This is a genomic window from Natronoglycomyces albus (assembly GCF_016925535.1).
GTDB lineage: Bacteria > Actinomycetota > Actinomycetes > Mycobacteriales > Micromonosporaceae > Natronoglycomyces > Natronoglycomyces albus.
In genome coordinates this window covers 3,442,860-3,469,104 of record NZ_CP070496.1, presented here as the reverse complement: position 1 = coordinate 3,469,104, position 26,245 = coordinate 3,442,860, and the positions used below count along the sequence as shown (strand labels likewise).

Annotated in this window: 21 protein-coding genes and 2 tRNA genes; 11 read left to right on the top strand and 12 right to left on the bottom strand. The window is 61.3% G+C overall.

Translation table 11 applies throughout. The annotated features are described in order from the left end of the window. Positions 1–99: 99 nt before the first annotated feature. Both JQS30_RS14905 and JQS30_RS14900 read right to left on the bottom strand, forming a co-directional pair. Positions 100–190, bottom strand: a tRNA-Ser gene (locus JQS30_RS14905). Positions 191–494: 304 nt separating this feature from the next. Further along, positions 495–1,277 (bottom strand): CPBP family intramembrane glutamic endopeptidase, encoded by a 783-nt coding sequence (locus JQS30_RS14900; protein WP_425498826.1) that lies wholly within the window; start codon positions 1,275–1,277, stop codon positions 495–497. A 307-nt stretch (positions 1,278–1,584) separates the two neighbouring features. On the opposite strand from JQS30_RS14900, the gene JQS30_RS14895 reads away from it, so the two are divergent. Together JQS30_RS14895 and JQS30_RS14890 are read left to right on the top strand one after the other, a co-directional pair. After that, a complete protein-coding gene (locus JQS30_RS14895) occupies positions 1,585–2,454 on the top strand; it encodes a hypothetical protein (protein WP_213171028.1) in 870 nt (289 codons plus the stop codon). 150 nt (positions 2,455–2,604) lie between these two features. Beyond that, positions 2,605–2,696, top strand: a tRNA-Ser gene (locus JQS30_RS14890). A 152-nt stretch (positions 2,697–2,848) separates the two neighbouring features. Here JQS30_RS14890 and JQS30_RS14885 read toward each other — a convergent pair. Together JQS30_RS14885 and JQS30_RS14880 are read right to left on the bottom strand one after the other, a co-directional pair. Beyond that, positions 2,849–4,108: an APC family permease gene (locus JQS30_RS14885; protein ID WP_246497940.1), complete on the bottom strand. Its 1,260-nt coding sequence runs from the start codon at positions 4,106–4,108 to the stop codon at positions 2,849–2,851. Positions 4,109–4,435: 327 nt separating this feature from the next. After that, on the bottom strand, positions 4,436–4,999 hold the full coding sequence (locus JQS30_RS14880) for a TetR/AcrR family transcriptional regulator (protein ID WP_213171027.1): 564 nt from the start codon (positions 4,997–4,999) through the stop codon (positions 4,436–4,438). Positions 5,000–5,172: 173 nt separating this feature from the next. On the opposite strand from JQS30_RS14880, the gene JQS30_RS14875 reads away from it, so the two are divergent. Next, positions 5,173–6,072 (top strand): NmrA/HSCARG family protein, encoded by a 900-nt coding sequence (locus JQS30_RS14875; RefSeq protein ID WP_213171026.1) that lies wholly within the window; start codon positions 5,173–5,175, stop codon positions 6,070–6,072. A 63-nt stretch (positions 6,073–6,135) separates the two neighbouring features. Here JQS30_RS14875 and JQS30_RS14870 read toward each other — a convergent pair whose 3' ends face one another. The 5 genes from JQS30_RS14870 to JQS30_RS14850 all read right to left on the bottom strand — a co-directional run bounded on the left by JQS30_RS14870 (position 6,136) and on the right by JQS30_RS14850 (position 12,526). Next, positions 6,136–7,188, bottom strand: a complete 1,053-nt coding sequence (locus tag JQS30_RS14870; RefSeq protein ID WP_213171025.1) for an LCP family protein — start codon at positions 7,186–7,188, stop codon at positions 6,136–6,138. 125 nt (positions 7,189–7,313) lie between these two features. After that, entirely contained in the window at positions 7,314–8,435 is a 1,122-nt protein-coding gene (locus JQS30_RS14865; protein ID WP_213171024.1) for an LCP family protein, read from the bottom strand. A 301-nt stretch (positions 8,436–8,736) separates the two neighbouring features. After that, positions 8,737–9,864, bottom strand: a complete 1,128-nt coding sequence (locus JQS30_RS14860) for an LCP family protein (RefSeq protein ID WP_213171023.1) — start codon at positions 9,862–9,864, stop codon at positions 8,737–8,739. A gap of 59 nt (positions 9,865–9,923) precedes the next feature. Next, on the bottom strand, positions 9,924–10,874 hold the full coding sequence (locus JQS30_RS14855; RefSeq protein WP_246498166.1) for an NAD-dependent epimerase/dehydratase family protein: 951 nt from the start codon (positions 10,872–10,874) through the stop codon (positions 9,924–9,926). A gap of 149 nt (positions 10,875–11,023) precedes the next feature. Continuing rightward, positions 11,024–12,526, bottom strand: a complete 1,503-nt coding sequence (locus JQS30_RS14850; RefSeq protein WP_246497939.1) for a sugar transferase — start codon at positions 12,524–12,526, stop codon at positions 11,024–11,026. Between the two features lie 429 nt (positions 12,527–12,955). On the opposite strand from JQS30_RS14850, the gene JQS30_RS14845 reads away from it, so the two are divergent. Further along, complete coding sequence (locus JQS30_RS14845; protein ID WP_213171020.1) at positions 12,956–14,140, top strand: glycosyltransferase family 4 protein; 1,185 nt, start codon at positions 12,956–12,958, stop codon at positions 14,138–14,140. Positions 14,141–14,173: 33 nt separating this feature from the next. Here the strand turns inward: JQS30_RS14845 and JQS30_RS14840 are convergent, their stop codons facing one another. After that, positions 14,174–14,911 carry a CDP-alcohol phosphatidyltransferase family protein gene (locus JQS30_RS14840; protein ID WP_246497938.1) on the bottom strand — a complete coding sequence of 246 codons (738 nt, stop codon included), beginning with the start codon at positions 14,909–14,911 and terminating at the stop codon, positions 14,174–14,176. 206 nt (positions 14,912–15,117) lie between these two features. Between JQS30_RS14840 and JQS30_RS14835 the strand changes: the two genes are divergently transcribed. Beyond that, positions 15,118–15,510, top strand: a complete 393-nt coding sequence (locus JQS30_RS14835; RefSeq protein ID WP_213171019.1) for a CBS domain-containing protein — start codon at positions 15,118–15,120, stop codon at positions 15,508–15,510. 45 nt (positions 15,511–15,555) lie between these two features. On the opposite strand, the gene JQS30_RS14830 is transcribed toward JQS30_RS14835, so the two are convergent. Then, positions 15,556–17,337: an ATP-binding protein gene (locus tag JQS30_RS14830; RefSeq protein ID WP_213171018.1), complete on the bottom strand. Its 1,782-nt coding sequence runs from the start codon at positions 17,335–17,337 to the stop codon at positions 15,556–15,558. Between the two features lie 295 nt (positions 17,338–17,632). Beyond that, positions 17,633–17,755 (bottom strand): hypothetical protein, encoded by a 123-nt coding sequence (locus JQS30_RS17585; protein ID WP_281398379.1) that lies wholly within the window; start codon positions 17,753–17,755, stop codon positions 17,633–17,635. Between the two features lie 601 nt (positions 17,756–18,356). On the opposite strand from JQS30_RS17585, the gene JQS30_RS14825 reads away from it, so the two are divergent. From JQS30_RS14825 to JQS30_RS14800, 6 genes are all read left to right on the top strand, one after another. Next, a complete protein-coding gene (locus tag JQS30_RS14825; RefSeq protein ID WP_213171017.1) occupies positions 18,357–19,868 on the top strand; it encodes a glutamate-cysteine ligase family protein in 1,512 nt (503 codons plus the stop codon). A 1,518-nt stretch (positions 19,869–21,386) separates the two neighbouring features. After that, positions 21,387–22,664, top strand: a complete 1,278-nt coding sequence (locus JQS30_RS14820; protein WP_213171016.1) for a serine hydroxymethyltransferase — start codon at positions 21,387–21,389, stop codon at positions 22,662–22,664. Between the two features lie 181 nt (positions 22,665–22,845). Then, positions 22,846–23,157, top strand: coding sequence for a hypothetical protein (locus tag JQS30_RS14815; protein WP_213171015.1), 312 nt, complete (start codon positions 22,846–22,848; stop codon positions 23,155–23,157). 19 nt (positions 23,158–23,176) lie between these two features. Continuing rightward, the gene (locus JQS30_RS14810; protein ID WP_213171014.1) at positions 23,177–24,139 is read left to right on the top strand and encodes a P1 family peptidase; all 963 of its coding nucleotides are present in this window, start codon (positions 23,177–23,179) and stop codon (positions 24,137–24,139) included. A gap of 122 nt (positions 24,140–24,261) precedes the next feature. After that, entirely contained in the window at positions 24,262–25,593 is a 1,332-nt protein-coding gene (locus JQS30_RS14805; RefSeq protein ID WP_213171013.1) for an AAA family ATPase, read from the top strand. A gap of 5 nt (positions 25,594–25,598) precedes the next feature. After that, entirely contained in the window at positions 25,599–26,240 is a 642-nt protein-coding gene (locus JQS30_RS14800) for an RloB family protein (protein ID WP_213171012.1), read from the top strand. Positions 26,241–26,245 lie beyond the last annotated feature (5 nt).

Below are 26,245 nucleotides of genomic sequence, written 5' to 3'. Positions count from 1 at the left end.
GCCGTGGATAAAACGGCAGCTTAGGGGCCAACACGACAAACGCGGCCACACTCTCAATACTGAAGTATGACCGCGTTCTTGCTGCACAGGGCAGTTATGTGGCGGAGGATGAGGGATTCGAACCCTCGATCGGGGGTAACCCGAAACCCGCTTAGCAGGCGGGCGCCATAGGCCACTAGGCGAATCCTCCTTGGTGGCTGCCAGACATGGGCAACTGTCGTGCGACATGACAAAACAGTCAAAGACCGAATGGGGCCACCGACAGTTGAGCATACCGGCTGCCCAGAAATAGCGGCAAGCGGGTCGCAGCACGATGGGCGGGCGTTCGCCGGTTGATCGCGGGGACAGCCCGTTGAGGTGAGTATTTCTCACTTCTGGGGCCCCTGTTCCAGGTTATTTCAGGAATGTCGGTGGGCAAAGAAGTTTCTTTTCGGCTGTGGATAACCCTGTGGACAATTTTGGGCCAGCGCTGCGTGCGATCGGTGGCCGGGTGGCTAGAGCCAGCTGAGGTGGTCCACCAACAGCGCATAACCCACGAACGCCACGATGTCCAAGATGAAATGCGCGATGATCAGCGGCATGATTCGCCCATAACGCAGGTAGAACGCCGCGAAGACCGCTCCCATGACCACGTTCCCGATAAAGCCGCCTATGCCTTGATACAGATGGTAGAAGCCCCGCAAGAGAGCGCTGGCGACGATGATGGCCACTGGGGACCATGACAGTTGCTTGAGTCGTGTCGCCAGGTACCCCACGACGATAATCTCCTCCAGCAGCGAATTCTTCAAGGCCAAAAGGATCAGGACGGGGATGGTCCACCAGTGTTCGTAAAGCGCGGCGGTCTGGATTGTGGTGTTGAAACCCAGTTCGCGAGCGACCAGATACAGGCCCAATCCGGGGATGCCGATGAGCGCCGCCAGGCCCACGCCGGTGAGGTTGTCAAACCAGGCCCGACGAGAGTCCATGCCGAGTAGCCGAAATGGATTGCCGCGGTCACTGTGAAGAAAATGCAGAGCCAAGGCCGCAGGGGCCAGCGATATGGCGATGGCCGTCAGTTGGCGGGCCAGGTCTAGCCAGGGGAGATCTTCGGCCGCCCGAGCTCGGTTCATGGCGATTGTCTGGTCGGACAGTGTGCCAGGTTGGGCCAGTAGTTCGATGAAGTTGAATACCGACCAGATTGCGGAGGCACCCAGCGAGAGCGCCAGCAGGATGATGATTTCGCGGTACAGGGTTTGTCGGGGTTGGGCGGTCGCGGTAGGTTGGGCTGACATGGGCACTATTTTTCTATGTGCCGCACACCGGGTGCGACGCGCCGTACCCCCAGTCACCCACACTGAGTCTGCACCACAAGGCGAGGCGTTGCGAGACTAATAACACACGGCGTCGCTCTTCCCAAAATCGCAGCGCTTCGCCTTCTGGCTGTTCTAAGCTCAGGTTTCACTCCTCCGCGCAGCTGTCGCATACTTGACAGTTGCAGTTCCGCCTCGGGTAAGGTTAGGCGTACCTAATCATATTGCGGCGTAGCTTGGAGGCCGGGTTCATGTCAGCGGTGCGGACCGGATATTCGTCTGCGAGGGATGGCGCGTGACGCTCATCTCCTCCCTAGCCGTATCTTCGACTCCGACGCACCCAGGCGAGCTGCCACACCGGAGCTCGGATGCCTCGGGCGATATGCGCGCCCCGATGCGCGAGGCAGCGTACTACCTGGAGAACCACGTCGGCCCTCACCCTCTTGCTGGCATCAAGCCCTGGCTGGAGCACGGAGACGTGCCGCAGGGAACGATCGTTAACTCCGGTGATCTGGCCGCCGGTGGTGAGGTTACCGCCGCGCTGATCGAACATTCCTCACAACTGTGGGGCGCCGCCGACCATGTGTCGGTGGCCTTGGCCTGGAAAACCTACTGTTACTGGTCGGTCTTGCCATCGGTCTTGGGCTTTGTGTCGGCTCACCGGGTACCGCTGTGGAACCCTGAGGAAGCCCATTTCGTCATCGGACGGGAAAGCCCGCTGTTCTCCCTGCACTTGGGCGACCCGAAGTTCGCGGTCTTGGCTGACGACCCGCTGGCCTCTCACCCCGCCGCCGTGGTCATGAAAGACCACCAAGAATTGCTAGATGCGATGCGGGCCACCCTGTTTGATGGTCACCTGGAAGTGGTGATGTCGGCGCTGCGGCAACAGGCTCGCATCGGCCGACGTAACTTGTTGGGTTCGCTGGCCTCAGGCATCTGTTACGCCGTGGCCTGTTGCGCGGAAGCCAGCCACGTCAGCTCCGAGGCTATCGCGGCGGAGCTCCTGGAGGCTTTTGACGTAGCCCACCTGGTCGACATATCCAGCGATGAGTTCGGCAAGCTGACCTACCGTCGTCACACCTGCTGCCTAGCCTTCACCCTGGAAGGGCGAAATGTGTGCAGTACCTGCTGTCTGCCCGAGGCCGGCCAGTCCGCCTGCGGCTAGCGCAAACGACCGAGCCCCGACGCGATTTTCGTCTCTAAGTTAGCGTTTGGTAGATTATCCGAGCCTCGTATCGATGAGAGTCTGTGCCGTGGTGTTGAAGCTGGGCCCTAGCGCCAGGTTCAACGCTGGTGAATTCGCATCGTGGGGCATGGAGGAGTCGCATAGTGGACTAGTGCACCGGTCTTGAAAACCGGCGAGCGGGGTGACTCGTTCCGTGGGTTCGAATCCCACCTCCTCCGCCAGCTTAATAACGTCTTCGCAGCTAGATGACCAGGTTATGCGCCCAGATGCTCTGGGGCGCTGCGGCCCCTGAGGGTTCAGAATCAGCGTCGGGCCCTACCAGGGCCCTAATCTCCTCGACATACCTTGTCCGGATCGTATTTAGCGCGGCACTTTACTGTCGTGTTGTACGCCGTATCGCCGATTGAATGAAGTAGAGGATCGTCGCACCGGCGAGCACCAGAAGCCCGGCGATGATGGATGTGGCAGGAAGAGCGAACATGAGCGCCGCGCAACCGGCGAAACCGACCAGCGGGATGACTCGCGCGGGCCGTCCTTCGTCTGCGTTGAGGGTCAATGCCGAGGCATTCGCAATGGCGTAGTAGACCAACACACAGAACGAGGAGAACCCGATTGCTTCCCGCAGGTCCAGGGTGAGCACCAGAATCACCACCACTGATCCCACGAGCAGTTCCGCGCGGTGGGGAACGTTGAAGCGCGGATGGATGGCGGCTAGCCCAGTGGGAAGATGGCCGTCGCGCGCCATGGCGAACATCGTGCGGGAGACTCCCAGTATCAAAGCCAGGAGCGCGCCGAGGGCCGCTACGGCCGCAGCAACGGCGATGACTGGCGTCAACCAGGTGACTCCGGCGGCTTCGGATGCCGCCGTCAACGGCGCGGTCGCCGCAGCGAGCTGATCTGCGTCGAGCACCGTCAAGACGGCAATGGCCACGGCGGTGTAGACGGCCAAGGTGATTCCCAGCGAGATGCCGATAGCGCGGCGTAGGGTGCGCTGGGGGTCGCGGACCTCCTCGGCCAAGGTGGCGATGCGTGCGTAACCGGCAAAGGCGAAAAAGAGCAACCCGGCGGCCTGGAGCGCACCGGTCCAGGTGAGGTCGACCGTGAAGTCGATGCGGGAGAAGTCGGAAGCTTCAGATGTCAACGAGGAAACGACGAGCGCGACCAGGGTAGTGAGTACGACCGCGATGATGCCTCTAGTCAGCCAGGCGGCTTTCTGGATTCCCGTGTAGTTGAGCGCAGTCAGGGCGGCGGTCGTCGCTGCGGCGATCACATTGGCATGCTCGGGCCACAGATACCATCCAACGGTTAGCGCCATGGCGGCACACGAGGCGGTCTTCCCGGCGAGAAAACCCCACCCGGCCAAGTAACCCCAGTACTGGCCAAGTCGCTTTTGTCCGTACACATAGGTGCCCCCAGACATGGGGTACAAGGTCGCCAGGCTGGCCGAGGTCATCGCATTGCAGTAGGCGACGATGGCCGCTAGGCCCAACCCGAGGAGAAGGCCGGACCCCGCGGCTTGGGCGGCGGGCCCCAATGCGGCGAAGATTCCCGCCCCGATCATCGCGCCCAACCCAATGAGGACGGCATCGGGCAAGCCAAGTGTGCGGCGCAGCTGGCCTTGGTTGTGGTTCACACCGGCGAACGTACCAAGGTCCCGCGCCTTCGAACGATGTGGACGCCCACGCCAGCTGGCAGCTACGCCCCTTTTAGGGTGAGGGGGCTAGTTATGGGTGAGGTGGCGGTGCCCGAACCGATCGGATTCGTGTCGCCACCCCTGAGTCGTTCCCGCATCCACAGTGGCTTCATGTCTTTGATGCAGCGTGGAATTGGTGCTGGCATCGTGTCGATACTCCCGGGTGGACGAAGGCGGCCACGCTACCAACATCGTTTCCAGGGGGCCGTTGGCAACAGGGAGTCCGGATAGCGTCATTGTCACCACCGATGAGAGGGGCCGAGTCGCTCAATGGAGAACCCCTCGGAACGCCAGACGCAGTAGCTGCTCTCCAGTGACGCTGTCGTCCAATCCCTGTTCGGCGGCCCACGCCGCCCCAGCGGTTAGCAAAAACAGTTCGGCCGCGGTGACGTCTGGGCGGGCCTGTTTTGCCGCTTGCGCCTTGGCCAACAGCGCCGCACCGCTTTGCTGTGCGGTATGGCACGCCACGTGCAAGGGCGAAGGAGTGGTGCCGGGGCCGGTGAGGCTGGCGGCCAAGCCTCGATAGGTCGACAGGTGCTCCAGGACGCGCAGATGCCATGCGATCAGGCTTTCACCGGGGGATTTCTCCTCGGCCAGTAGTTGATTGGCGAATGTGTCCAGTTGTGAGAGGCGCTGATGAAGTAGCCCTTCCAAGAGAGCGGCCCGATTCGGGAAATGGCGGTAAAGGGTACCGATGCCGACTCCAGCCTCTTTCGCGACGTCCTCTAGGGCGACGTCCGACCCTTGCTCGGAGAAGACTGTGTGCGCGCAAGCGAGTATGCGGTCGCGATTTCGTCGCGCGTCGGCTCGCAGCCGTGGCCTGTCCTGCACGTCGTGGTCCTTTCTGAGTCCAAGTTGAAAGCATACCCCTTGAAACGGAGGTCGCCTCCAGTTAGTATTCGGAGGAACCCTCCGTTTAGGTGTGTCTGGTCGAGACCCTAACCCGCGCCCCGATCGCCCGAGCGTGAAGAGGCTCATTCTATGTAAGCGACAAGGAGAACCACATGATTCCCAAGACCGCTCCAATCCTGGTCACCGGCGCAACCGGCCAGCAAGGTGCCGCAGTCATTCATCATCTGCGCCGAGGCGGATGGAACGTCCGCGCCTTCGTCCGCGACCCAAACGCACCCTCCTCGGCCGCACTAGCCGAATCCGGAGTCGAACTCGTCGTTGGCGACCTTGACGACCGCGCATCCCTCGAACACGCGGCCCAAGGCACCTACGGCATCTTCGCCGTGACCCCGATCGAAAGCAGCCCCGCCCGCGAAATCGCCTGGGGAGAAAACATCATCGCCGCCGCGCACAGCGCACACTCACGGCATGTGGTGTTTTCCTCCGTGCTCGGATCGATCCGGGACTCCGGGGTACCCGATTGGGACACGAAGAGAGTCATCGAAGAGCGACTAGAACACAGTGGACTACCAGTTACGATTCTGCGGCCCGTGAGATTCATGGAGAACCATGCCACCACATCCCCCATGGGTGGCATCGTGGACGAAACCCTCGTCTTCCTCTTCGCGGCCGATGACCCCGTCCAACTGGTCGCCGTCGACGACATCGGCGCATTCGCCGCGCTGGCGTTCGCCGACCCCGAGCGCTACCTTGGCGCAACCATCGAACTGGCCGGGGACGAAGTGACATCGCACGAGGCCGTCACGCAGATCAGCGAAGCGGTGGGGCACACCATCACCTATCGACAGTGGCAGCCAGGCGATCCCATTGGGGTGGACCCCGCCTCCGAACAGGTGCTACAGCAAGCCGGGGAACGCCTGAGTGCTGCTGGTCGTGCCGGCGACTTGTGGAGCGCCGACATCCCGGCCCTGCGCCGCACCTACCCGGGCTTGACCGACTTCGCAACCTGGTTGCGACTCGGTGGCGCGCAACGCATCAAGCAGATCCTGTAACCCCATACAGCGATGAGCCATAGGGCGGGGCGATAGCAGGTTAAGGACCGTCATCGCCCCGCCCTAAGCGTCGTCATTAACGAACTCGGGGTACCGCGTCATCCAGTCACCCAAGCTGGCGTTCTGCAAAGCCACAAACAACTCCTCAGCCATCTGCTGTTGTTCATACGTGGCGATACACACCGAAGAACCACCGGCGGTTTGACACGATTCCGAGGGAATACGGACGGTGCGGAACTGCTCGGGGTCAATATCGCGCAGCGCCACGATCAAGTCCAGCGGCCGCAAGTCCTCCGCCATGTCCATCGTGATGTTGTCGCCCAGGCTATTGAGAAGGTCGACGGCCTTATTGGGGTTGGTGTGGTAACCCTGATCCTTCGCCTCGATCAGGATCTGCTTCAACACGTGTTGCTGCATTTGCTGGCGGCCGAAGTCGCCATAAAGGTCGCCCGAGTAAGTTTTGCGTTGCCGCACAATGTCGAGCACCTGCTCCTCCGCGTAGCGGGCGCAGCCCTCCGGGTAGGTCACCTTCGAATGCTCCGAGTAGACGTCAGTCCAGGGACAGACCTCAATCTCGCCCAACTCGCCGACCAAAGTAGTGAAACCGTCGAAGTTGACGATCGCCCCACCGTGAAACTTCACCCCAGTCAATTCACTGAGCGTCGCTGCCGAATTCGCGAAACCCACCGACCAATCCGCACTCACCGCGAAAGCCGAGTTGATCTTCCCCTCATACCAATTCGGGGCGATCGGCACCCACAGATCACGGGGGACCGACACCAACGTGGCTCGATCTAGATCCTCGTTGACCTGCATAATCATGATTGCGTCGGTCAACGACGGGTCAGTGTCGTCGGGGCGCTGATCCGAGCCAAGAATCAAAAAGTTCAAAGGGCCCTCGATGTTGTTCACATCGATTTGGGCCCGCTCATCACCCAAGAGGTCATCGGAGCGAACCGAGTCGTTCACCGTGTTGATGGCAACCTGACCGGCCACGGCGGCCCCGCCCGCGACAACCATCAGCAGCGCGCCAAAAACAACCATGGCATGGGCCCACCACGGCGAACGCTGAGACGCCGAGGGGTCCTTACGGCGCTTTTCGGCTTCGGTACTCATACGCTTCCTCACGGACGGATCAAGTCAAAGTAAGTTACCCACAGACACGTTTAAAAGTGGGCCCCAGTTGCACCGTTGGCAAGGTTTGCCGCCTCCGGCTCATCCAGCCGGAAACTGCGAACCCATCAGCCCTCGCCAGCGCCTTGCCCTCCGTCGGCTAGCTCGTCGTCAGACTCGTCCTCGTCATCGGAATCGTCGTTGTTTGTCCACTCAGGGTGCTGGGCCACCCATTCGTCCAGCCTATCGTTGCGGATGGCTTCGTACAGTGCCTGAGCGGCTATTTCCTGTTCACCCTCCATGGTGCGAACGTAGGAGGTTCCCGCGTAGTCCCATGGCTCGGAGGGCACCGTCATCGTCTGAAAACTCTCGGGGTCGATGTGGCGCAGCGCCACCACCAAGTCAGTCAGTGACGTGTCGCCAAAGTCGACGGTGACCTGCTCGCCGATTCCCTCCACGAGGGTTCCGATCTTGCCCGGGTTGGTGTGGTAGCCCTGGTTGCGTGCCTCCACCAGAATCTGCTTGAGCGCCTCTTGCTGCATGCGCTGACGGCCGTAGTCGCCGTCGGCGTACTGGTAGCGCTGTCGGACCAGGTCGAGAGCCTGCTCTTGGTTGTATCGTCCGCAGCCTTCGGGGTAGAAGTTCCTATCGCCGTGAATGGAGGTGATGTCTTGCTCCAGGCACAGCTCGATGGTCCCCAGTTCGTCAATCAGGTCCAGGAAGCCCTCAAAGTTGATGATGGCCCCGCCGTGGAAGCGCACCCCGGTCAGCTCGGTGACAGTTGAGGAGGTATTCGCGAATCCGGTCGCAAGGTCGAGGCTGATCGACGAGGAGTGATTGATCTTGTTGTCGCATCGATTGTGGTTCCACGCTGGCCCACAGTCGGGAATCGACACATACAGGTCGCGGGGGATGGAGGTGAGATAGGCGTTTTCGAGATCTTCGTCGATGTGGAAGATCATGATCGCGTTGGCCATACCGGGTTTATCGGATTGAACCCGTTGGTCAACTCCGAGAATCAGGAAGTTGAGCGGCCCTTCGACGTTGCTACCGATCTCGAGCCGGTCTTCGCCGAGTAGATCCTCTGAGCCCACCGAATGATTGACCGTGTTGATCGCGACCTGGCCCACTACCGCCGCCCCACCGGAGATGACCATCACCATAGCTCCAAATACCACCATGGCGTGCGCCCACCACGGCGAACGACGGGTGGAGGCTTCCTTACGGTGTTTGCTTGCCGATGTGCTCATGGGGCTCCTACGGATACCGATGTGCCGAGGTTTGCGTATACATATATAGACGCTCCGGGGCGCCTAAAAGGTTGCGGGGCAGCCAGTCGACGATCGATCTGGAGAAGCTTGGGGCGGGGGTTCATCGTCGCACAGGCAGCTGCTTGAACCTGGGACCTCAACGAGGGTGAGAAGGGTCCACAGACAACTGTATCGCCAGTTGGCCGCCACCGCTTGTTAGGGATACTCAATTATAGAGAGTAAACAGCCGGTGACGGGCGCTTATCTCGACCGCTCACGATGCCACAATCGCAGTGTGCGATCACTCGCCCTCTTCGGAGTCTTCCCCCTCGCCCGAGGTCGGCTCATTGAGTGCGTCGGGATTGTTGGCCACCCACTGGTCGACCTGGTCGTCACGCACATGCGCGAACAAGTCCTCCGCCAGCGCGTCGTCGGAGTAGATGACGCTCTCGCCGCCCTCGTATCCGGTCCCCAGGTTCGGGCTAGTCATGAACTGGATGTCATCGGAACGCAAATGCATGAACGCCAGTGCCGTGCCCACCGCGTTGAACTGCGTATCCACGCTCAACGCGCCAGCGGTTGACTCGACGAACTCGGTGACGGTGCTTTGGCTGCGCAAGACTCCGGCCGAGGCCGCGCGGTCCAGGATCGCGGTAATGAGTTGCTGCTGGTTGCGCATGCGTGTGTAGTCGCCGTCGGAGAACTGATAGCGCTGGCGGATGTAGTCCAGGGCTTCTTCGCCGTTGAGCCGGTTCCAGCCTTGTTCGAAGGTGCGCCTTGGTGGGTGGATCGAGGTGATGGTCTTCTCGATGTACATGTCGACGCCGTCGAGCGCGTCAACGACTTTGACCAGGCCGGGGAAGTTGATTTCGACGACGTGGTCGACGCGGACTCCGGTGTAGGCCTCCAGCGTCTGGATGGAGAGCGCGGCACCGCCCCAGGCGTAGGCGGCGTTGAATTTCGCCATGGTGTCCGAGTGGGTGGCGTGTTCGTTGTGGGGGATGTGCACCCACAGGTCGCGCGGGATGGAGATCACGTAGGCGTTTTCGCCTGCGGCGTCGACATGCATGAGCATTGAGGAGTCGGAGCGACCGTCCTGGTCTTCGTCGCGGGCGTCGGTGCCCAGGATGAGGATGTTCATGGCGCCCTCGACGACTTTGTCGGGCCGGTCGGGAATGCCGTCGAGGTCGAATGCCTTGTTCATGCTTTCGTTGACGTCTTTGGCGAAGACCCAGGTGGCGGTCCCGGCTCCGAGGGCGGCCACGGAGGCTCCTAGCCCTAGCAGGGACAACACAAAACCGCGGCGGCTCACTGAAGCGGCCTGGCCTGAGCCTGAGGCAGGGGAACGGGGGCTGACGACCCGAGCGCCTTCGTTGCCCGAGGGGATCGAGGCGCGGCCGCGGTAGTAGTTTCCACCTTTATCAGTCATGTGCTCAGCATATCGGCATACGGCCAGGGCGGCTGGTGATGATGGCGCGGTGCGGCATGTCAGCTAGTGGCGAAGTAGTCGATGGTCGCCTTGAGTCCTTGTTCGTAGTTGACGTGAGGTTCGTAGCCCAGGAGTTCTTTGGCGCGGGTGAGGTCGGGGCGGCGGCGTTCGGGGTCGTCGGCGGGCCGGTCGGTGAACTCGATGCTGGAGGTGGAGCCGGTGAGGCGGATGATGATCTCGGCCATCTCCCGCACGCTTAGTTCGTACTCCGCTCCCAGGTTGATGGGGCCAGGCTCGTTGGATTCCAGCAGCAACATGAGGCCGCGGACGAGGTCGTCGATGTAGCACAGGGAGCGCGTCTGGCTGCCGTCTCCATGGACGGTCAACGGCTGGTTTGCCAGCGCCTGGTTGATGAAGTTCGGGACCACTCGTCCGTCGTCGGGGCGCATGCGGGGGCCGTAGGTGTTGAAGATGCGCACGATCGCGGCGTTGACGCCTTCGTTGCGGGCGTAGGCGACGGTGGCGGCCTCCGAGAATCGTTTGGCCTCGTCGTAGCAGGAGCGCACCCCGATGGGGTTGACGTTGCCCCAGTACGACTCTTCTTGGGGGTGGATCAGTGGGTCGCCGTACACCTCGGAGGTGGAGGCGACGAGAAACCGTGCGCGGTCGGTCTTGGCCCGTTCGAGGGCGTGCAATGTTCCGATGGAGTCCACCCGCAGGATTTCCAGCGGGATGGTGGCGAAGTCGACGGGGGAGGCTGGGCAGGCGAAGTGCAGAATCGCGTCGAATTTTTCCGACAGTGCCGGTTGTTCGCTGGGGATTCCGTCGCAGATGTCGAGGTCGAGGACGCTAAGCCGCTCGTTGTCGGCCAGGTTGGTGCGGGTGCCGGTGACAAAGTTGTCGATGACGACCACCTCGGCGCCGCGCTCGAGGCATGCGTCCACTAGGTGCGAGCCGACGAGGCCCGCCCCACCGGTGATCAGTACTCGACTGTTGTTACCCAGATTCATTGTCACAAGCCCCAATTTTAGCAGGATTTGGAGGGAATTCACCTGGCTGTAAGCGACAATATCCGCAGGTCGATGCCCTATTTTGTCCTCGGTGTCGCCTCAGGGCGTCTCGCGAGGCGGGGTGTGCTCACTGCCAGGGCGAAGAGTGCCTAGTAGGCACCTTTGCTGCGCAAGACTACCCCAATGGTGCGGAAGAGGATCTGCAAGTCGGTGGTGAGCGACCAGTTGTCGACATAGTACAAATCCAACCGGACCGCGTCATCCCAGGACAAATCCGATCGTCCCGACACTTGCCACAGGCCGGTGATTCCGGGGCGCACTAGTAGGCGGCGACGGACATCACCGAGGAAGTCGCCGTCTTCGGCGGGCAGTGGCCTGGGTCCGACGAGGGACATTTCGCCGCGCAGGACATTGATCAGTTGGGGCAGTTCGTCCAGTGAGGTGCGGCGTAGGAACGCCCCGACTCGAGTCACGCGCGGATCTTGTTTGATCTTGAAAAGTAGGCCGTCGGTTTCGTTTTCCATCATCAGCGCCGCCTTGCGTTCCTCGGCGTCGATGTACATGGTGCGGAACTTCCAGCAGCGGAACATTTCGCCGTCGCGTCCCACTCGTCGTTGCCGGAAGAACACCGGCCCGGGGCTGTCGAGCTTGATGGCCAGCGCGATCACCGCGAAGAGAGGTGAGAGCACGATGAGCAAGAACAGCGAGGAGAGGAAGTCGAGCACGTTTTTGGCCAGGAGGCTGACACCTGAGATGGTGGGCTCTTCGACGTGCAGTAGCGGCAAGCCCTCCACTGGCCGGATGTGTACGCGGGGTCCGGCGATATCGGTCAGCTGTGGGGCTACGACGAGGTCGCGGCCGGTTCCCTCCAGTTGCCAGGCGAGGCGGCGCAGGTCGCCGGGTTTGGCTGAGGAGGTGCCGCACACCGCGAGGGTGTCGGCCTTGAGCTCGGCGGCGAGTTCGACCACGTCACGTCCGGCGAAGGTCGGCACTGGGGTTTCCAGGCCGCGCACAGCTGAGACCCCTTCGGTGACGTAGATGCCCACGGGGACGAGCCCGGCGGCCTTGGACCGGCGCATGACCCGGTAGACCTCGAGGGCTTCGGGGTAGGTGCCCACTAGGAGGACCTGTTGGGTGCCTTTGCCCTGTGCGCGCAAATGGTGCAAGATAGCCCGGGCGATGGCGCGGAAGCTCACGAGCAGCACCAGCGCCGAGGCCAGCACGGTCGCCACGGCGACACGGGAAAGGTCGGCTTTCAAGGTCAACGCCATGAACGACACTAGGGCGACCATGATGAGGAACGCGCGGACGACGCGTTTGAATTCGTCGGTTCCCAACCCCAGATAGCGGCGGTCGTAGGCTGCGGCTCCCCACAACACGAGCATCCACATGGCGGGCAACATCACCCACGCGGTCACGTAGTACCAAGGGTCAATGTTGGGCTCGGCGTGGCGCGGTGGGGTGGGCAGGTGAAAGCCCGCGTCGGGTACGGAGGTGAAGTTCACCGCGATCGCCGTGGCCAGGAGGACGGCCGCGAGGTCGGTGAACACTAGCGCCAGTTGGAAGGGGCGGTGCCAAGTCGATTTGGAGGTAAAGCGGTTCCAGGCCGAGCGTGTCACGCCGTTGGTGACCAGCTGCCGCTTTGCACTCACCTGTGTCCCCGTCCGTTCGCCTTCCACTGCTGGGCGTTCCAGGCTTGTCGCCACTGCACATCCCTGTTGTCTCAACTCAAACGCACGTGCCGATAACCGTTGGGACGCACACAATGGCGAGTCGAAACCAAGCTTAAGGCACTGGCTGTGAGTATCGTGCCACCACAGCCGTCGAGGCGTTATTTGCGGTGCTGACTTGCGACTTGACAGCCCATCTGTTGCAGATGCTACGCCATCCCCGCTGTCGCAATATAGGACAACTTACACTGGTCCGCTCCGAAGAGTATATTTACCCGACCATCAATTGGCCTGTGTGGAATATGTGTCCTCCACCTCCAGGCGGTCGGAACAACCGCTTGTGTCGGTCAAGTCATGCAGCGTATTGATCTTTGTTTATCAATCCGTTGCGCAATGTATGCGGGAGCGAGATTGAAAGTCCTCATTGCCCACAACCGGTATTCCTCTGCCCAGCCTTCGGGCGAGAACATCATCGTCGATGCCGAAATCGGGCAATTGCGCCAGGCGGGGGTGGAGGTGGTCGATTTTCAGCGTGACTCCGACGACATCGCCTCCTTTACCCCGGCGGGCAAGCTCGCGCTCGTTGGCAAGCCCATCTACGCGCGCGGCGCGCAAAGGGAACTGGCCGAGACGATTCGGGCCGAGAAACCCGACCTCATGCATCTGCACAATTCCTATCCTTTGTTGTCGCCAGCCGTGGTTCGCACCGCGCATGCCAGCGGCATCCCAGTGGTGCAGACGATCCACAACTATCGCCACGATTGCATGAATGGCCTGTACTTCCGAGATGGCGCACTCTGTTATGACTGCCATGGAAAACGGTGGAACATCCCCGGTCTCGTGCATGGTTGCTACCGGGGTTCGCGGGCCCAGTCGGCGGTCATGGCCACCTCGCTGGGGGCTCACCGCGACACGTGGCGTTCGGTTGACCGTTTCATAGCCTTGACCGACGGCATAGCCTCCTATCTGCGGTCCATCGGCATGAGTGATGAACAGATCCGCGTCAAGCCCAACGCCATCCCAGACCCGGGGACTCCACCGAAGCTGGGCTCGGGGTTCCTTTTCGCCGCCCGGCTGGTGCCTGAAAAAGGTATCGCTACGTTGCTTTCGGCTTGGCGCAGGCTTGAACCTGGCAGTAACGGAATTTTGCGGATCGCGGGGGATGGGCCGTTGCGATCCGAGGTCGAGAGGGCTGCGGCCGACCGTAGCGATGTCGAGTATCTGGGAGCGCTGGACCGCGACGGGATGCAAAAGGCGATGGCGGCCAGTTCGATCATGACGGTGCCCTCCGAATGGGAGGACGTCTTGCCCACGACCTGTTTGGAGGCGCTCGCCACAGGACGCGCGATCCTGGCCACCACGTTGGGCGGGGCCCCGTTCATCGCCGGGGTCGACACCGAGCGGCCAGCTGGGATCGCAGTGAGGCCCGAGGCGGAGGAGCTCCTCGCCGCGCTGCGCACAATGTGGCGTGACCAGGCTAGCTTCGCGGCCAATGCTCGGGATCGCTATGAGCGGGTGTTTTCACCGACAGTGGTCTTTGAACAGCTTTTGGACATATATCGCGACGTGATCGAGGGCTACCAACGGCGCGGGTGACGGTGCCGAAATGGGCCCCCCAGGTTGTTGCGGCTACTCGCCGGTGTCGTGGCTGGCTACTGCGGCGGGGCGTAGCGCCTTGCGGGCGGCGACGGCGATGCTGGCTAGAAGGAAGAGGCCGTTGACGGCTCCGAAGAAGATCATGATGCCCAGGAGCGATTCGGGCCACAAGGCCAATGCCACGCCCACGACAATGATGATGAAGCTGAAGTCGCGGATAAGTTTCGCGATGCGAATGGGCAAGCTGTCGTTATTAATGAGCGAGTCGTGGGTGTCGGAGGAAGCCAGGACCGACGTCACGAGGTTGACCATCCACAAGGCGGCGAACGCCGCCGAGATCCACACCGGGGTGTGGGGCCAGTAGGCGTGGACAACTGTGACGATGGCGGCGACGAATGAGGCCTGGATGGCCACGTCGCACAGGATGTCGACGCGAGCCCCTGCCGCTGAGCCGGTGCCGGTGGCGCGAGCCAACTGCCCGTCGGCGCAGTCGAACATGTATGCGACCTGCCACATCAGCGTCACGGCGAGGGCGATAGGCCACCAGGCCCAACCGCTTTCGGCGGCCGGGCCGGCGTATCCGATGACCAGTGCCGAAGCCGACAGGCCAAGGAACAAATTGATGAGGGTGAGGTGCGTGGGTGCCCACCCCAGGCGGTAGGCGGCCAGGGAGAAGTAGGCCGCGCCGCGCTGGTTGGCCATGGTGAACAGGCCACCTCCGCGCAAGTGGGAGTGGAAATCGGCGGTGGTGAGTGTGGGTCGCGTCGTCACGAGCGCATCTTATCGGGCGCCAGTGCAGCCCTATCCGGAACATGGGCCCGGTGCAGTCGAGGTCGGTGGGGCGGTCGTGGCGGGCGTGGGCGCTGACGGTGTCAATTTCGAGCCTTTCTCTGGTTAACGGTTTCATTACGGCCGCGCAACAGGGACAATTGGGTCATTCACATCAATCGATATGACTGTGCGGTGGGAGGTATGACATGCGGGTAGCGGATGCGATGAGTGAAATCGTCTTGTCAATCGGACCGGCTCATACACTGAGGCAGGCTTCGGCGCTTATGGCCAGGCGCCGAGTGGGCTCAGCGGTGGTGGTGGACCCCGATGCGGTCGGGCACGGGATCTTGACCGAACGCGACATTCTCAATGCCATAGGGGCGGGCTTGGACCCGGATGTCGAACACGCGGCGGCTCATTTGACCAGCGATTTGGTCTACGCGGGCCCCGACTGGACGTTGCTGAAAGCGGCCGAGGCCATGCTGCGGGGCGGTTTCCGCCACTTGATCGTCATGGACGACTCGACTCCCGTCGGGATCTTGTCCGTGCGCGACATTGTGCGGGCCTGGGCCCACCAACAGGCACCTGCGCAAGTGTGAAGCCACTAAAGCCAGCAATAACCCGCCAGGTCTCGGCAACGTCATTTAGTGCCCTATGACTGAAAACCCGCGTTCGGGGACCGTGGCGAACCTGCGGGTGAACACCTCCGCTGGTGAGGCTTCCGGAGGGCCCTCAATGCTGCGTCTGACGATGGTGGAGACGGCCCTCGCCTCGCCGTAGAGAATCGCCTCGGCCCGGTGGCCGAGGTCATCCACACGGATGCTGCCGTCGACATCGAGCTCCGTGGCAGCCGCGGCCATCCACGACCCGTAGCCGACGCCAGCTACATGCCCCCGAATGCTGACCTGGACACAGAGCTTCTCCTGCATTGGTGGTACGTCAATGTCGTGCCGCGCTAGATGCTGACGTAGGAATTCGGCGAACACGTCCCGCCCTGGGCCGAAGTTGGGAAAGAAATGACCGGTCAGGCTGGGGGAGGTGTTTACCTCCGTCACGGCAATGGCTTGTTCGTCAGCGGGCAGCCGGTGATTGGGAATGATCATGTCGACGCCCCCGAAATTCAGCCCGGTCGCTCGCAAGGACTTTATCGCCAGCGCGGTCAATGTCGGGTGTGTTTCGTCGAGCACCTCGACCCCCACCCCGCCTTGGCTGACGTTGTTGACTCCGGCCAAGAACACCCGTTCTCCGGAGCGCGGAATCGAATTGAGGTCATGGCCTTGCGAGGTTATCCATGATCGCACCTCCTCATTGGGGTGAATCAGTGTTCCTCGGCACGAGGGCACCTTTCGTCTTCCAACATTGTGGAGCGTGATGAGCTCTAGGACCGAATTGTGTCCGTTTCCCAGAACTGATGCGCGTTGCCGACGAGTAATGGAGAGAGCGGAATTTTGAGTGCACAAGAATCGGTAATCTTCGCCCTGCATATGACGTTCGACCACAATCTTGTTTCCTCGGAATCGTGAATCGTGAGCGGCTCCGACTGCTTTTTCAAGGTCGTCCCATTGCTCGATGCCGGTGGTGATTCCTTCGCCTTTCGATCCGCGTGCTGGTTTGACGACCAGCGGAAACCCAAGTTTTGAAACTTTGTCCTTAAAGTTTGAAAGCCTGGTTTGTGAGGTGGTGAAGCCGGGCGCGACCGGTATCCGATGCCGCTTTAGTATTTTTCGGGTTATTCCCTTGTCTGCCACTAGGCTGGTTGCCCCGTGACTCATCAAGGGAGCGCGACCTTGCTCAAACAGCAAGGTCACATCCTCGCCTGGGACCGATACGGCCACAGTGTTTCGTGACAACCTCAAGACCTCCAGCCCCATCCGCAGGGCTGTCTCCTCGCGCAGCGAGGTCCCATTGGGGCCTTCCATCGCCCCGGGAATCAGGTAGTGCGAATAGTCGTTTTGCGCGGCGCCAATGTCAGGTCTGGTTTCGGGATATACCGCATACTCTTGCGCCGAGGTGGCAAGTTCAACCTCGTCGACTTCTTTGAGCGGGCGGTGAACCAATCTCCGAAGACTGCTCAAGCTCGGTGGGTCTTGCGACCTCACCAGGGATGCCAGCGCGCCATTGATCGCCTCTGCCGCGGCCGGAACGCCGGAAGTGACCTTCCATGACGTGCGGTTGATAGCAGTGCCGGGGAGCGCTTTGGCCAACGACGTGAGTTCTTCCCACACCATGTCGGTCTCAAGGGCATCTATGTCTACTTGGCCCCAATGGGTGACCTGCTCGGAACTGTCGTCCCGGGCGTGAACGCCGACTAGTATTTGCTGGCCAGGGCGGTCAAAGTTGTGCGCCGGTGGCTGGGCGTGCTTTCTGGCGAGGGAGATCTTTTCGATGGTGACGACGTGAGCTTTGGGGTCTAGTTTTCTAGCCACGAGAGCCCTTCGGGTTTGTGAGTGGTCGTGGAGTTCTCTTTCTTGCTTCGTAGCCGGTGCATCAAAGGACGGGTCTTGCGCTGGCGGGAGGATGATTCAAGGCCGAAGGTGCGGCGCGCCTGGTGAGGGGACAGAGCGCCCGTGGCGTATCTGGTGGCCGCGGCCGCTGGCCGATCCGAGGCGCGCCCACCCAAGACTGAGAACACAGTAGTGGCGGATACTCACCAGCGGGCGGATCTGGCGGCCCTGGGAATGTCGGATGAGTTCGGCGAGGAGGCAAGCGGCGCTGGTGTTGTCAGATCGATCCTGTGCGTTCGTGAAGTTCATCGGCTTGGCCGTGGATGTGGTCAGGCCGGATCACGTTCGCGATGCCGTTGCCCGCGACGTTTACGAGCGCGTTGGACGATGCGCTCTTCATCTTTGACTTGATGGTGACCACGCAGATGCTGCGAATGGCGATCCTGACGGGGCGGCTGCCCTGTGCCGGATTGAGGGTGCCGCAAGTGCAAAGCCCGACGTAATATTGATGACCATCGCTTTAGGTGGTGAATCGACTGCGTTCGGTTGAATTTTTTTCAGATCCGTGCCGCTTCGCAATATGCCCAACACCCTGCATTTCTATTGCCTCACGGCCTGAAAACGCTTCTATAGCGACGATTCGCGGACGATAGTTTGTCAATCTTCTGACACTTACCGTGTTGGGTCAGTCGTAATATCAGCTGAAATTAAGCCAATTCGGACTGACATGTCACCCAGTGGTCATCCACGGGTGACTTTGCCTTCACAGGGGCAGTGTCGCAAAAGGCATTTCTGAGGAGTTCCCACCTCAAAGTGCCGCACAACGAGGGACAACGTCCACACAATGGCGTCTAGGCGACGGACCGCGGCAGCAAAGCCCGCTCAGTCCTCACTCGCGAAGAGGCTTTCCCTGGGCGACGTTGTCCCACCCAGGACACCGCATTCACAAGGCATGTCTGCTTGCGTTGGCACACAACGCCGCAGTGGACCGGGAGGGCCATATGGGCGAAGAAATTGACAGCGATGTCAAGACGCGCTGCGACGTCGACGAATATCGACGCAAACTGAAAGTGTCCCTACAAGCGCTGGAGGAGATGCAGTACGACACGCACCGATTTAGTGACCATCGTCCGATGACCGGACTAGAGCTAGAACTCGACCTAGTCGACCGCTACGGTCATCCGGCCTACACCTCTCTAGCGGTTCTGCACCATCTGAAAGAGGCCGTCGCCCCTCACGGCGAACATGCCGCACCCTTTAGCGCGCAACAGGAACTGGGAAGCTTCAATCTGGAGATCAATATGCCCCCGCGCGGCATCTCCGGGCGTGGCTTGACCGAATACGAGGCCGATATTCAACAGGCGGTCAAAGCGGTGCGTGAATGTGCCGCCAAAACCGATAGTCTTGCCTGCGCGATAGGCACCCTGCCGACCCTATTCGTCGACCACCTACGCGAAAACATCCTCTCGCAAGGCGAACGTTACCGACTTCTCGACGAAGCGATCATGAGCTCGCGCGGAGAGCAGATCCTTATCGATATCGTTGGAGCCGAAGCAATTCGGCGTAGGTTCGACACGATAGCCCCTGAAGCGGCGAACACCAGCGTTCAATTCCATATCCAAACGACGCCCGAGGACTTCGCGCGCTACTGGAACGCCTCGCAAGCCATCGCGGGCCTCCAACTGGTCGTCGGTGCCAATTCGCCATACCTGTTCGGACGACATCTATGGGCGGAGACCCGCATCAAGCTGTTCGAACAGGGAACTGACACCCGAATCGCATCCGAGCGCGCCAGTGGGGCGATCCCCCGAGTCTGGTTCGGTCGCGAATGGGTCAATAACATCATTGACCTCTATAGAGAGAACAACTATCACTTCCACCCGCTTTTACCACATTGCTCGGACGACGACCCCCTCGCCGATCTGCGAGACGGTCGAGTGCCCGAGCTCAAGGAACTGCGATTCCACAACGGCACCATCTACCGTTGGAATCGCCCCATCTACGACATTCACGCAGGTGTACCCCATCTGCGGGTCGAGAACCGCGTGGTACCGGCTGGCCCCACCACTGCCGATGTCTGCGCCAATATGGCGCTGTACCACGGACTAGTGCACTACCTGGTGCATGAGGACAACCCTGTCTGGAAGCGAATGGACTTCCAGCTAGCCTCTCGCAACTTTCAAATCGCCGCCCGCCACGGGATCAACGCGGACCAATACTGGCCCGAATTCGGGTGGCAGCCGGGTCGCAAGCTGCTATTGGAGACGTTGCTGCCCGCCGCCGAGCAAGGACTCAGCGCCATGGGTGTGGCAGCTGAAGACAGCGCTCGTTACCTGGGAATCATCGAACAGAGGTGTCGACGTGGAGTCAATGGCGCGTCGTGGCAAGTAGCCCGGGTGGCGATGGCGGAACATCGTGACCGGTTGGAGCGTCACGACGCGTTGCGCGCCATGATGCTTGACTACATCGCCCAATCCTCGACCGGCCTGCCGGTCCACGAATGGGCGCTGTAGAAAACTGTGAATGTGGTGGGACGGAAGGACGCTTCCGTCCCACCACGCAATCTGGAAAAAGCCTGGGGCCTAACTGTTCGTCGTCGGACTTTTTCTTCTTCGGCTTCTTACGCGGCTTGCGGCCCTTCGGTTTGGGCTCGTCGTCTTCCTTGAGGCCACTAACCCAATCCTCGGTCTCGTCGGCCGATGAGACCTCTGCGGCGTCGACATCAGCTTCGCTGACCTCGAGAGGTTCGCTCGATCCCACGATCGGCTCCGAGGATTCCTCGGCGGGGCTGCCAGGCAACGTCTGCACCGTCTCGCCCGATTCGGTCGAACTCGACCAATACGTGCCGCCCGAACTCGCCGCGGCGGCCGGAACCGTCTCGCGCGCAGGCTCCGTGGCTGGCTCGGCAGGGGAGCGCTCCGGAAGCGTGTCGTCCACCGCCCCACCGACACGCGGAAGGGCCGAGACCAGCAACGAACCGAGCAGGCCCGCAATAACCGCATAGGGACCCACCAGCGCGACGGCCATCGACTCCATATCGGAAGTGCTGGTCGGGCCGCCCACCAAGTGCGCGACGGTGACCAGCAACGGGCCAGCGATACCGCTCGCCGCGACGAGGCGATAACCCGAGGCGTTGACGGACTTGCCACGCGCGGCAAAGGCCACGACAATACCGATCAACAGCGAAGCCAACACGAACGGCAAAGCGATCGACAGGCCACGCCTGCCCAGCGCCGTATCCGCCTCGGCCCACGACCCCCACACCGCCACCTCGGTGACTGGGGAGACCGCTTGGCCGATGTCGGTAAATGTCGCCATCACGGCGAAAAACCACACGACCACGACCGAGGCACCGACGTTGGCGGCCACAGCCATGGAGGACAAACTGATCAGCGCCACCACCAGACCGGCGAGCGCGCCGATCGCGGAGGCGGCCAACGGTTGCATCGGGATGTCGGTGGTGATGTTTCCGGCGGCAGGAAGGGCCACGAGGGGCCCGACCACGAACGCCCCCAGGCTGGCACCGAGCCCGCAGCCTAGGCGCCAGAAGGGGTGTTCTGCGGAGCGGCCGCCGATAAAGCCGCCGATGACGGTCGACACGGCCGCGAACCAGGCCACCCAGGCCAGATTCGCCGACAGCCGCATGTCGAGCACCGACTCGGTGGTTCCATCAGTGGGGCTGAACTCGTGCCACGACAAGATGTCGAGCCCGAATGCCAATCCCAGCTGCGCGAGGGCCGCAGTGGCGGCGACGACGAACGCAACGCCGACGGCCTTCGCCGAATCTAGTGAACTTAGGGATTTATGTGGGGACATGCTCTCGAACGTAGCGCTATAAAACTATGACGTAAACCTCACCCCGCAAATATCGCTGCTGGTAGTGGGCTCGTAGCAGACCGCGATGCGGGACGGAGGCGAGGCAGAGGCGTCACAGCGTGAGAAGACCCTAGTATCGGCTCTGAGCCGGTCTATAAGCTCGACGTACGCACACCGCTCGACCTGCTGCACGAAGAAATTTGAGGGGATAGCCAATGACCGACGCCTACACCGAACTCACCGCCGACCTCGCATCCGTCGATCCACAGATCGAACGACTCATCGACGCCGAGGGACGCCGTCAGTCAGAGAAGATTCGCCTCATCGCCTCGGAGAACTACGTTTCCGAGGCGGTCCTGGAAGCCACCGGGACCCTGCTGACCAACAAGTACTCCGAAGGCTACGCGGGCCGCCGTTACTACGAGGGCCAGCAGGTCATCGACCAGGTGGAAGAAATCGCCGTCCAGCGTGCCAAGACCCTCTTTGGAGCCGACCACGCCAACGTCCAGCCCTATTCGGGCTCCCCAGCCAACCTGGCCGTGTACTTGGCCTTCCTCAAACCCGGCGACACTGTCATGGGCATGGGATTGCCGATGGGCGGGCACCTGACCCACGGCTGGTCAGTCTCGGCTACCGGCAAGTGGTTCAACGCCGTCCACTATGGCGTCGGCAAGGAAAGTGGGCGCGTTGACCTCGACGAGGTCGCCCAACTGGCCGCCGAACACAAGCCGAAACTCATCTTCTGCGGTGGCACCGCCATCCCGCGCACCGTCGACTTCGCCGGATTCGCGCAAATCGCCAAGGACAACGACGCGGTGCTCGTGGCCGACATCGCCCACATCGCTGGCCTCGTCGCCGGTGGCGCCCACCCCAGCCCCATCGGGCACGCCGAAGTCGTCACCACCACCACGCACAAGACGCTGCGCGGTCCGCGTGGAGCGATGATCCTCAGCAACGCCGAACACGCCAAAGCCATCGACAAGGCCGTCTTCCCCGGCCTCCAAGGTGGACCGCACAACCACACCACAGCCGCGATCGCCGTGGCGCTGAAGGAAGCGGCCCAAGAGACGTTCAAGACCTACGCCCACCAGATCGTGGCCAACGCGAAGGCGCTGGCCGAGGGCCTGTCCTCCCGTGGTTTCGACCTGGTCAGTGGTGGCACCGACAACCACTTGATCTTGGCCGACCTGACCAAGAAGGACATCGGCGGCAAACCCGCCGCGAAGGCGCTGGACCGGGCGGGAATCGAGCTGAACTTCAACACCGTTCCCTACGACACGCGCAAGCCCTTCGACCCCTCCGGACTGCGGATCGGCACGTCCGCGGTGACCACGCGCGGCATGGGAACCCAAGACATGGACAAGATCGCCGAATGGATCGACCGCGCCGTTCTGGCCGCCCGCGACGAAAAGGAAGACGCGCTCGATGCCATCGCCGGTGAAGTGCGTGAGTTCTGCGGCAGCTTCCCCATCCCCGGCTGGCACGCCAACTAGTCGTTGCCACCGCATCGGCTAAGCCACCTTGGCCGATGCGGTGCGCACAGAGCACCATAGCCATCAGTTACTCGGGCCACTCGCATACAGCGGGTGGCCCGCTTTCGTGCTGTCCGCCCGCACTAGAGCACAATCATCGAAAACATTCACCAGAGATCAGACCCCGTCGAGGAGACCAGACATGGCCCAAACGTGGCGCATCATCATCGAGGAGAACAAGCCTTCCACCACCCAGGGCGTCCACCTCACTATTCACCCGGCGACCTTTCATCACGAATGGGAGGCCGAAAACGAAGCAAAGCGGCTGGCCGAGGAATACAAGCCCGGTTCGCTCATGACCCACCGCGAACGCACCATCCTCCGGCGAGGGAAAGGAGAATATAAGGTCCTGGTACAAGGCATGGTCGGAAACACTCACTTCCAGGTGACGGTCTACGAAGTCGTCTCTGGCGCGCCGACCGGCAGCCATTTCGCCAACAAAGCCCTCCGGTAGGGCTCGCCTCAGGAGAAACATGGACCAATTGGGAGTTAGCGTCGGCCACTGGACTAACGCCCAGGCGCGTACAGGCTGTACGGTGGCGATCTTTCCCCGCTCCACGGTCGCCTCGGGCGAAGTGCGCGGCGGAGCCCCGGCCAGTCGCGAAACCGATCTACTGGACCCCACCCGCGCCAACGCCGGGATCGACGCGGTGCTGTTGACCGGAGGTTCGGCCTTCGGGTTGGCTTCAGCTGATGGCGTCATGCGCTGGCTGGAGGAGCAGGGGCGCGGCGTGCCCACTCCGGCCGGGCCCGTGCCCATTGTGCCGACCCTGGGACTGTTCGACTTGCCGCAGGGGCGAGGCGTGCGACCCGGGCCAGACGAAGGCTATGCCGCGTGTCAGGACGCCTCACTCGATGCCGTGCTCACCGGGCCGGTTGGGGCTGGGGCAGGCTGCACCTACGGGCAGTGGCGCGGTACCAGCATTGACGCCGGGTTGGTATCGGCCACCCTGACGTGCGGCGAGGTCGTGGTCTCGGTGCTGATCGCGTTGAACGCCTTTGGCGAGCCGGGTCCGCTGCGCCGCGAGCTATTGCGGCCACAGGGCTTTCCGATCATGTTTCAGAGTCAGCGTTTTCGCCGTGACCCCGAGGGCGAGTCCGAGCAGGGAAGCGCCGAGACGACAGTCGACTTTGATGTGGCCACGGTCGACAAGCAGAGGTGGGAAAGCGAAGGCGGGGCCGAGGGCTTTGGTACCAACACCACCATCGGCCTGGTCGCGACCAACGCGGCGCTGGACAAGGTCGGCTGCCACCTGCTGGCGCAAGGCGCTCACGACGGGCTGGCTCAGGCGGTAGCGCCCACGCATACCCGCTTCGACGGGGATGCCTTCGTCGCGGCCGCGACCGGCGAGGTCGAGGCCAACATAGACGTGGTCCGCAGCCTGACAGTAGAGGCCGTGGCTGAAGCGATCGGTTCATTGGGCTCTGAGGTATAAACGGGTCGATAACTCCGTCCTCAGAGAGATTAGCTGCACATAGCTACGATTTGAGACATTTTTTCGTCGAAAAATTGCGAGAAACAACGTATCATTGCAATACACCCGACGATAGGCCGCCCATGTTGATCAGATTTGAAGTCTCGAATTTTCGCTCCATCCTCGACCCGGTTGAGCTGTCGATGGTGGCGATCGACGAAGACCGTCCGGCAGCACGTGCCCAAGAGCCCCTTGGGCACAGCCTCCTTACGACTGCGGGCATCTACGGTCCAAACGCCTCGGGAAAGTCAAACCTTCTACGAGCTCTGGGTTGGTTGCAAGAAGCGATTAGAACTTCGTTGGTTTCATGGGATGACGGCATTTCAGTCGAGCCTTTCGCTTTCGCTTTGCCTGAGGGACGAGAGACATCGTTCGAAATAGAACTTGCCATCGAGGGTGTCCGCTTCCAGTACGTCCTTTCGTTGGATGCCAGCTCGGTTCACTATGAAGCTCTGTTTCACTACCCGAATAGGAAGCAGCGGCTGCTGTTTGAACGACATGGAGCAGACGAATTCAAGTTGCAACGAGGGCTGGGACACCTGTCCGGAACCAGGAAACTGCTTGCACCCCGAGTGCTCGCTCTGACGGCAGTTCGGCGATTCGATGACCCTCTTGTCTCGGGCCTTCTTCGCAAAATACTGGGAATGGACCTATATGGAGCCGACTCGTTTTCAAACCTCCGGCGGTGTGGGTCCGCCAGTCGCATGAGTCGTAAGCTGTTTGATCCATCGCAGTCGACGGCGAAGGCTGAGAAGCAGGATGAGGGGCGGCCTGTGGCTGACGTCCTGGAGCGTCGCCTTCGTGCGCTCGCGATGTTGCGTATGGCGGACCGGTCCATCGAGGACGTGGAGTTCAAGCCAGACCCCGACATTGAAGCTGTACTCAAGTCGGGCTCTGACGACCACCCCAAGTGGATGAAATACGCCTTTGAACGTCTAGGGGATCATCAGAGGCCACACCTGATTTACAGGACCCATTCTGGGAGCGCCAGTCTGGACTTCAATCATTCAGTATCTGATGGAACACGCACATGGTTCAACCTAATTGGTCCGGTTCTTGAAGCGCTCGACCAAGGAAAGGTCCTAGCCGTGGACGAGCTAGACTCCAGCCTGCACCCGACCCTCTCGGCCCAGCTAATCGATATGTTTCATCGAGCTGACACCAATCCGTATGGGGCTCAGTTGATTTTCACTTCGCATGACACCAGCCTGCTCAAGCACCTCAATCGCGATGAGGTTTGGCTAACAGAAAAAAATGACGACGGTTCCACTCAATTGGGTTCGCTCGCCGACTTCGCCGAAGAATACGTACGAAAAGGTAGCAACTTGGAGAAGGCATATCTCAGTGGCCGATTCGGTGCGGTGCCGGATGTGAGTGATCAAGATTTCCTCCGGGCCTTGGGCCTCATCGGTTGAAGCGAATGGGCAAACGGAGAACTAAAGCCAAAGATCTCAGGCGTAAACCAGGTACCAGACGCGCTCGCAAGACGATCTATGTCTTTTGTGAAGGAAAGGTCACCGAGCCCGCCTACATAGACGGGATTAAACGGCTACCTTCAGTGCGTTCGAACACCGCGATCCGGATTGAGACTGTGAGTGGACTGGGACAGCCACTCCCGCTGGTGAAACGGGCTGTTGATCAGAAGAATCGGGAAGCTGCCGACATCGATGAGTACTGGTGCGTCTTCGACGTCGAAGCCCCACAACCTCACGCGAACCTACGGGAAGCGGTTGCACTCGCCGAAAACAACGACATCAGCCTCGCCGTTAGCAATCCATGCTTCGAACTATGGATCGCGCTGCATCATGCCGACCAATTCGCAAGCCTCGATACGAAACAGGCCAGCAAGCTATGTGCCGCACAAACGGGGGTGAAGGGTAAGGCCATCTGTGCTGAGGACATCGTCCCCTATCGTTTGGAAGCGATTCGTAGATCGTTGGAGCTGGAGAAACGTCACCGAGAAGCAAGACGAGATTTCCCCGCCGACAACCCGTCCTCTACGATGTACCAGTTCCTCCGCTCGGTTGACCCCGACTGCCGTTCAAAGAGAAATGGGGCTTGACTGCC

Bases quoted from the DNA above. Each gene is read 5' to 3' on its own strand.
- JQS30_RS14865 (WP_213171024.1), bottom strand. From the start codon at position 8,435: ATGAGCACATCGGCAAGCAAACACCGTAAGGAAGCCTCCACCCGTCGT.
- JQS30_RS14805 (WP_213171013.1), top strand. From the start codon at position 24,262: ATGTTGATCAGATTTGAAGTCTCGAATTTTCGCTCCATCCTCGACCCG.
- JQS30_RS14820 (WP_213171016.1), top strand. From the start codon at position 21,387: ATGACCGACGCCTACACCGAACTCACCGCCGACCTCGCATCCGTCGAT.
- JQS30_RS17585 (WP_281398379.1), bottom strand. From the start codon at position 17,755: ATGAAGAGCGCATCGTCCAACGCGCTCGTAAACGTCGCGGGCAACGGC.
- JQS30_RS14810 (WP_213171014.1), top strand. From the start codon at position 23,177: ATGGACCAATTGGGAGTTAGCGTCGGCCACTGGACTAACGCCCAGGCG.
- JQS30_RS14815 (WP_213171015.1), top strand. From the start codon at position 22,846: ATGGCCCAAACGTGGCGCATCATCATCGAGGAGAACAAGCCTTCCACC.
- JQS30_RS14800 (WP_213171012.1), top strand. From the start codon at position 25,599: ATGGGCAAACGGAGAACTAAAGCCAAAGATCTCAGGCGTAAACCAGGT.
- JQS30_RS14825 (WP_213171017.1), top strand. From the start codon at position 18,357: ATGGGCGAAGAAATTGACAGCGATGTCAAGACGCGCTGCGACGTCGAC.
- JQS30_RS14860 (WP_213171023.1), bottom strand. From the start codon at position 9,864: ATGACTGATAAAGGTGGAAACTACTACCGCGGCCGCGCCTCGATCCCC.
- JQS30_RS14870 (WP_213171025.1), bottom strand. From the start codon at position 7,188: ATGAGTACCGAAGCCGAAAAGCGCCGTAAGGACCCCTCGGCGTCTCAG.
- JQS30_RS14875 (WP_213171026.1), top strand. From the start codon at position 5,173: ATGATTCCCAAGACCGCTCCAATCCTGGTCACCGGCGCAACCGGCCAG.
- JQS30_RS14855 (WP_246498166.1), bottom strand. From the start codon at position 10,874: ATGAATCTGGGTAACAACAGTCGAGTACTGATCACCGGTGGGGCGGGC.
- JQS30_RS14835 (WP_213171019.1), top strand. From the start codon at position 15,118: ATGCGGGTAGCGGATGCGATGAGTGAAATCGTCTTGTCAATCGGACCG.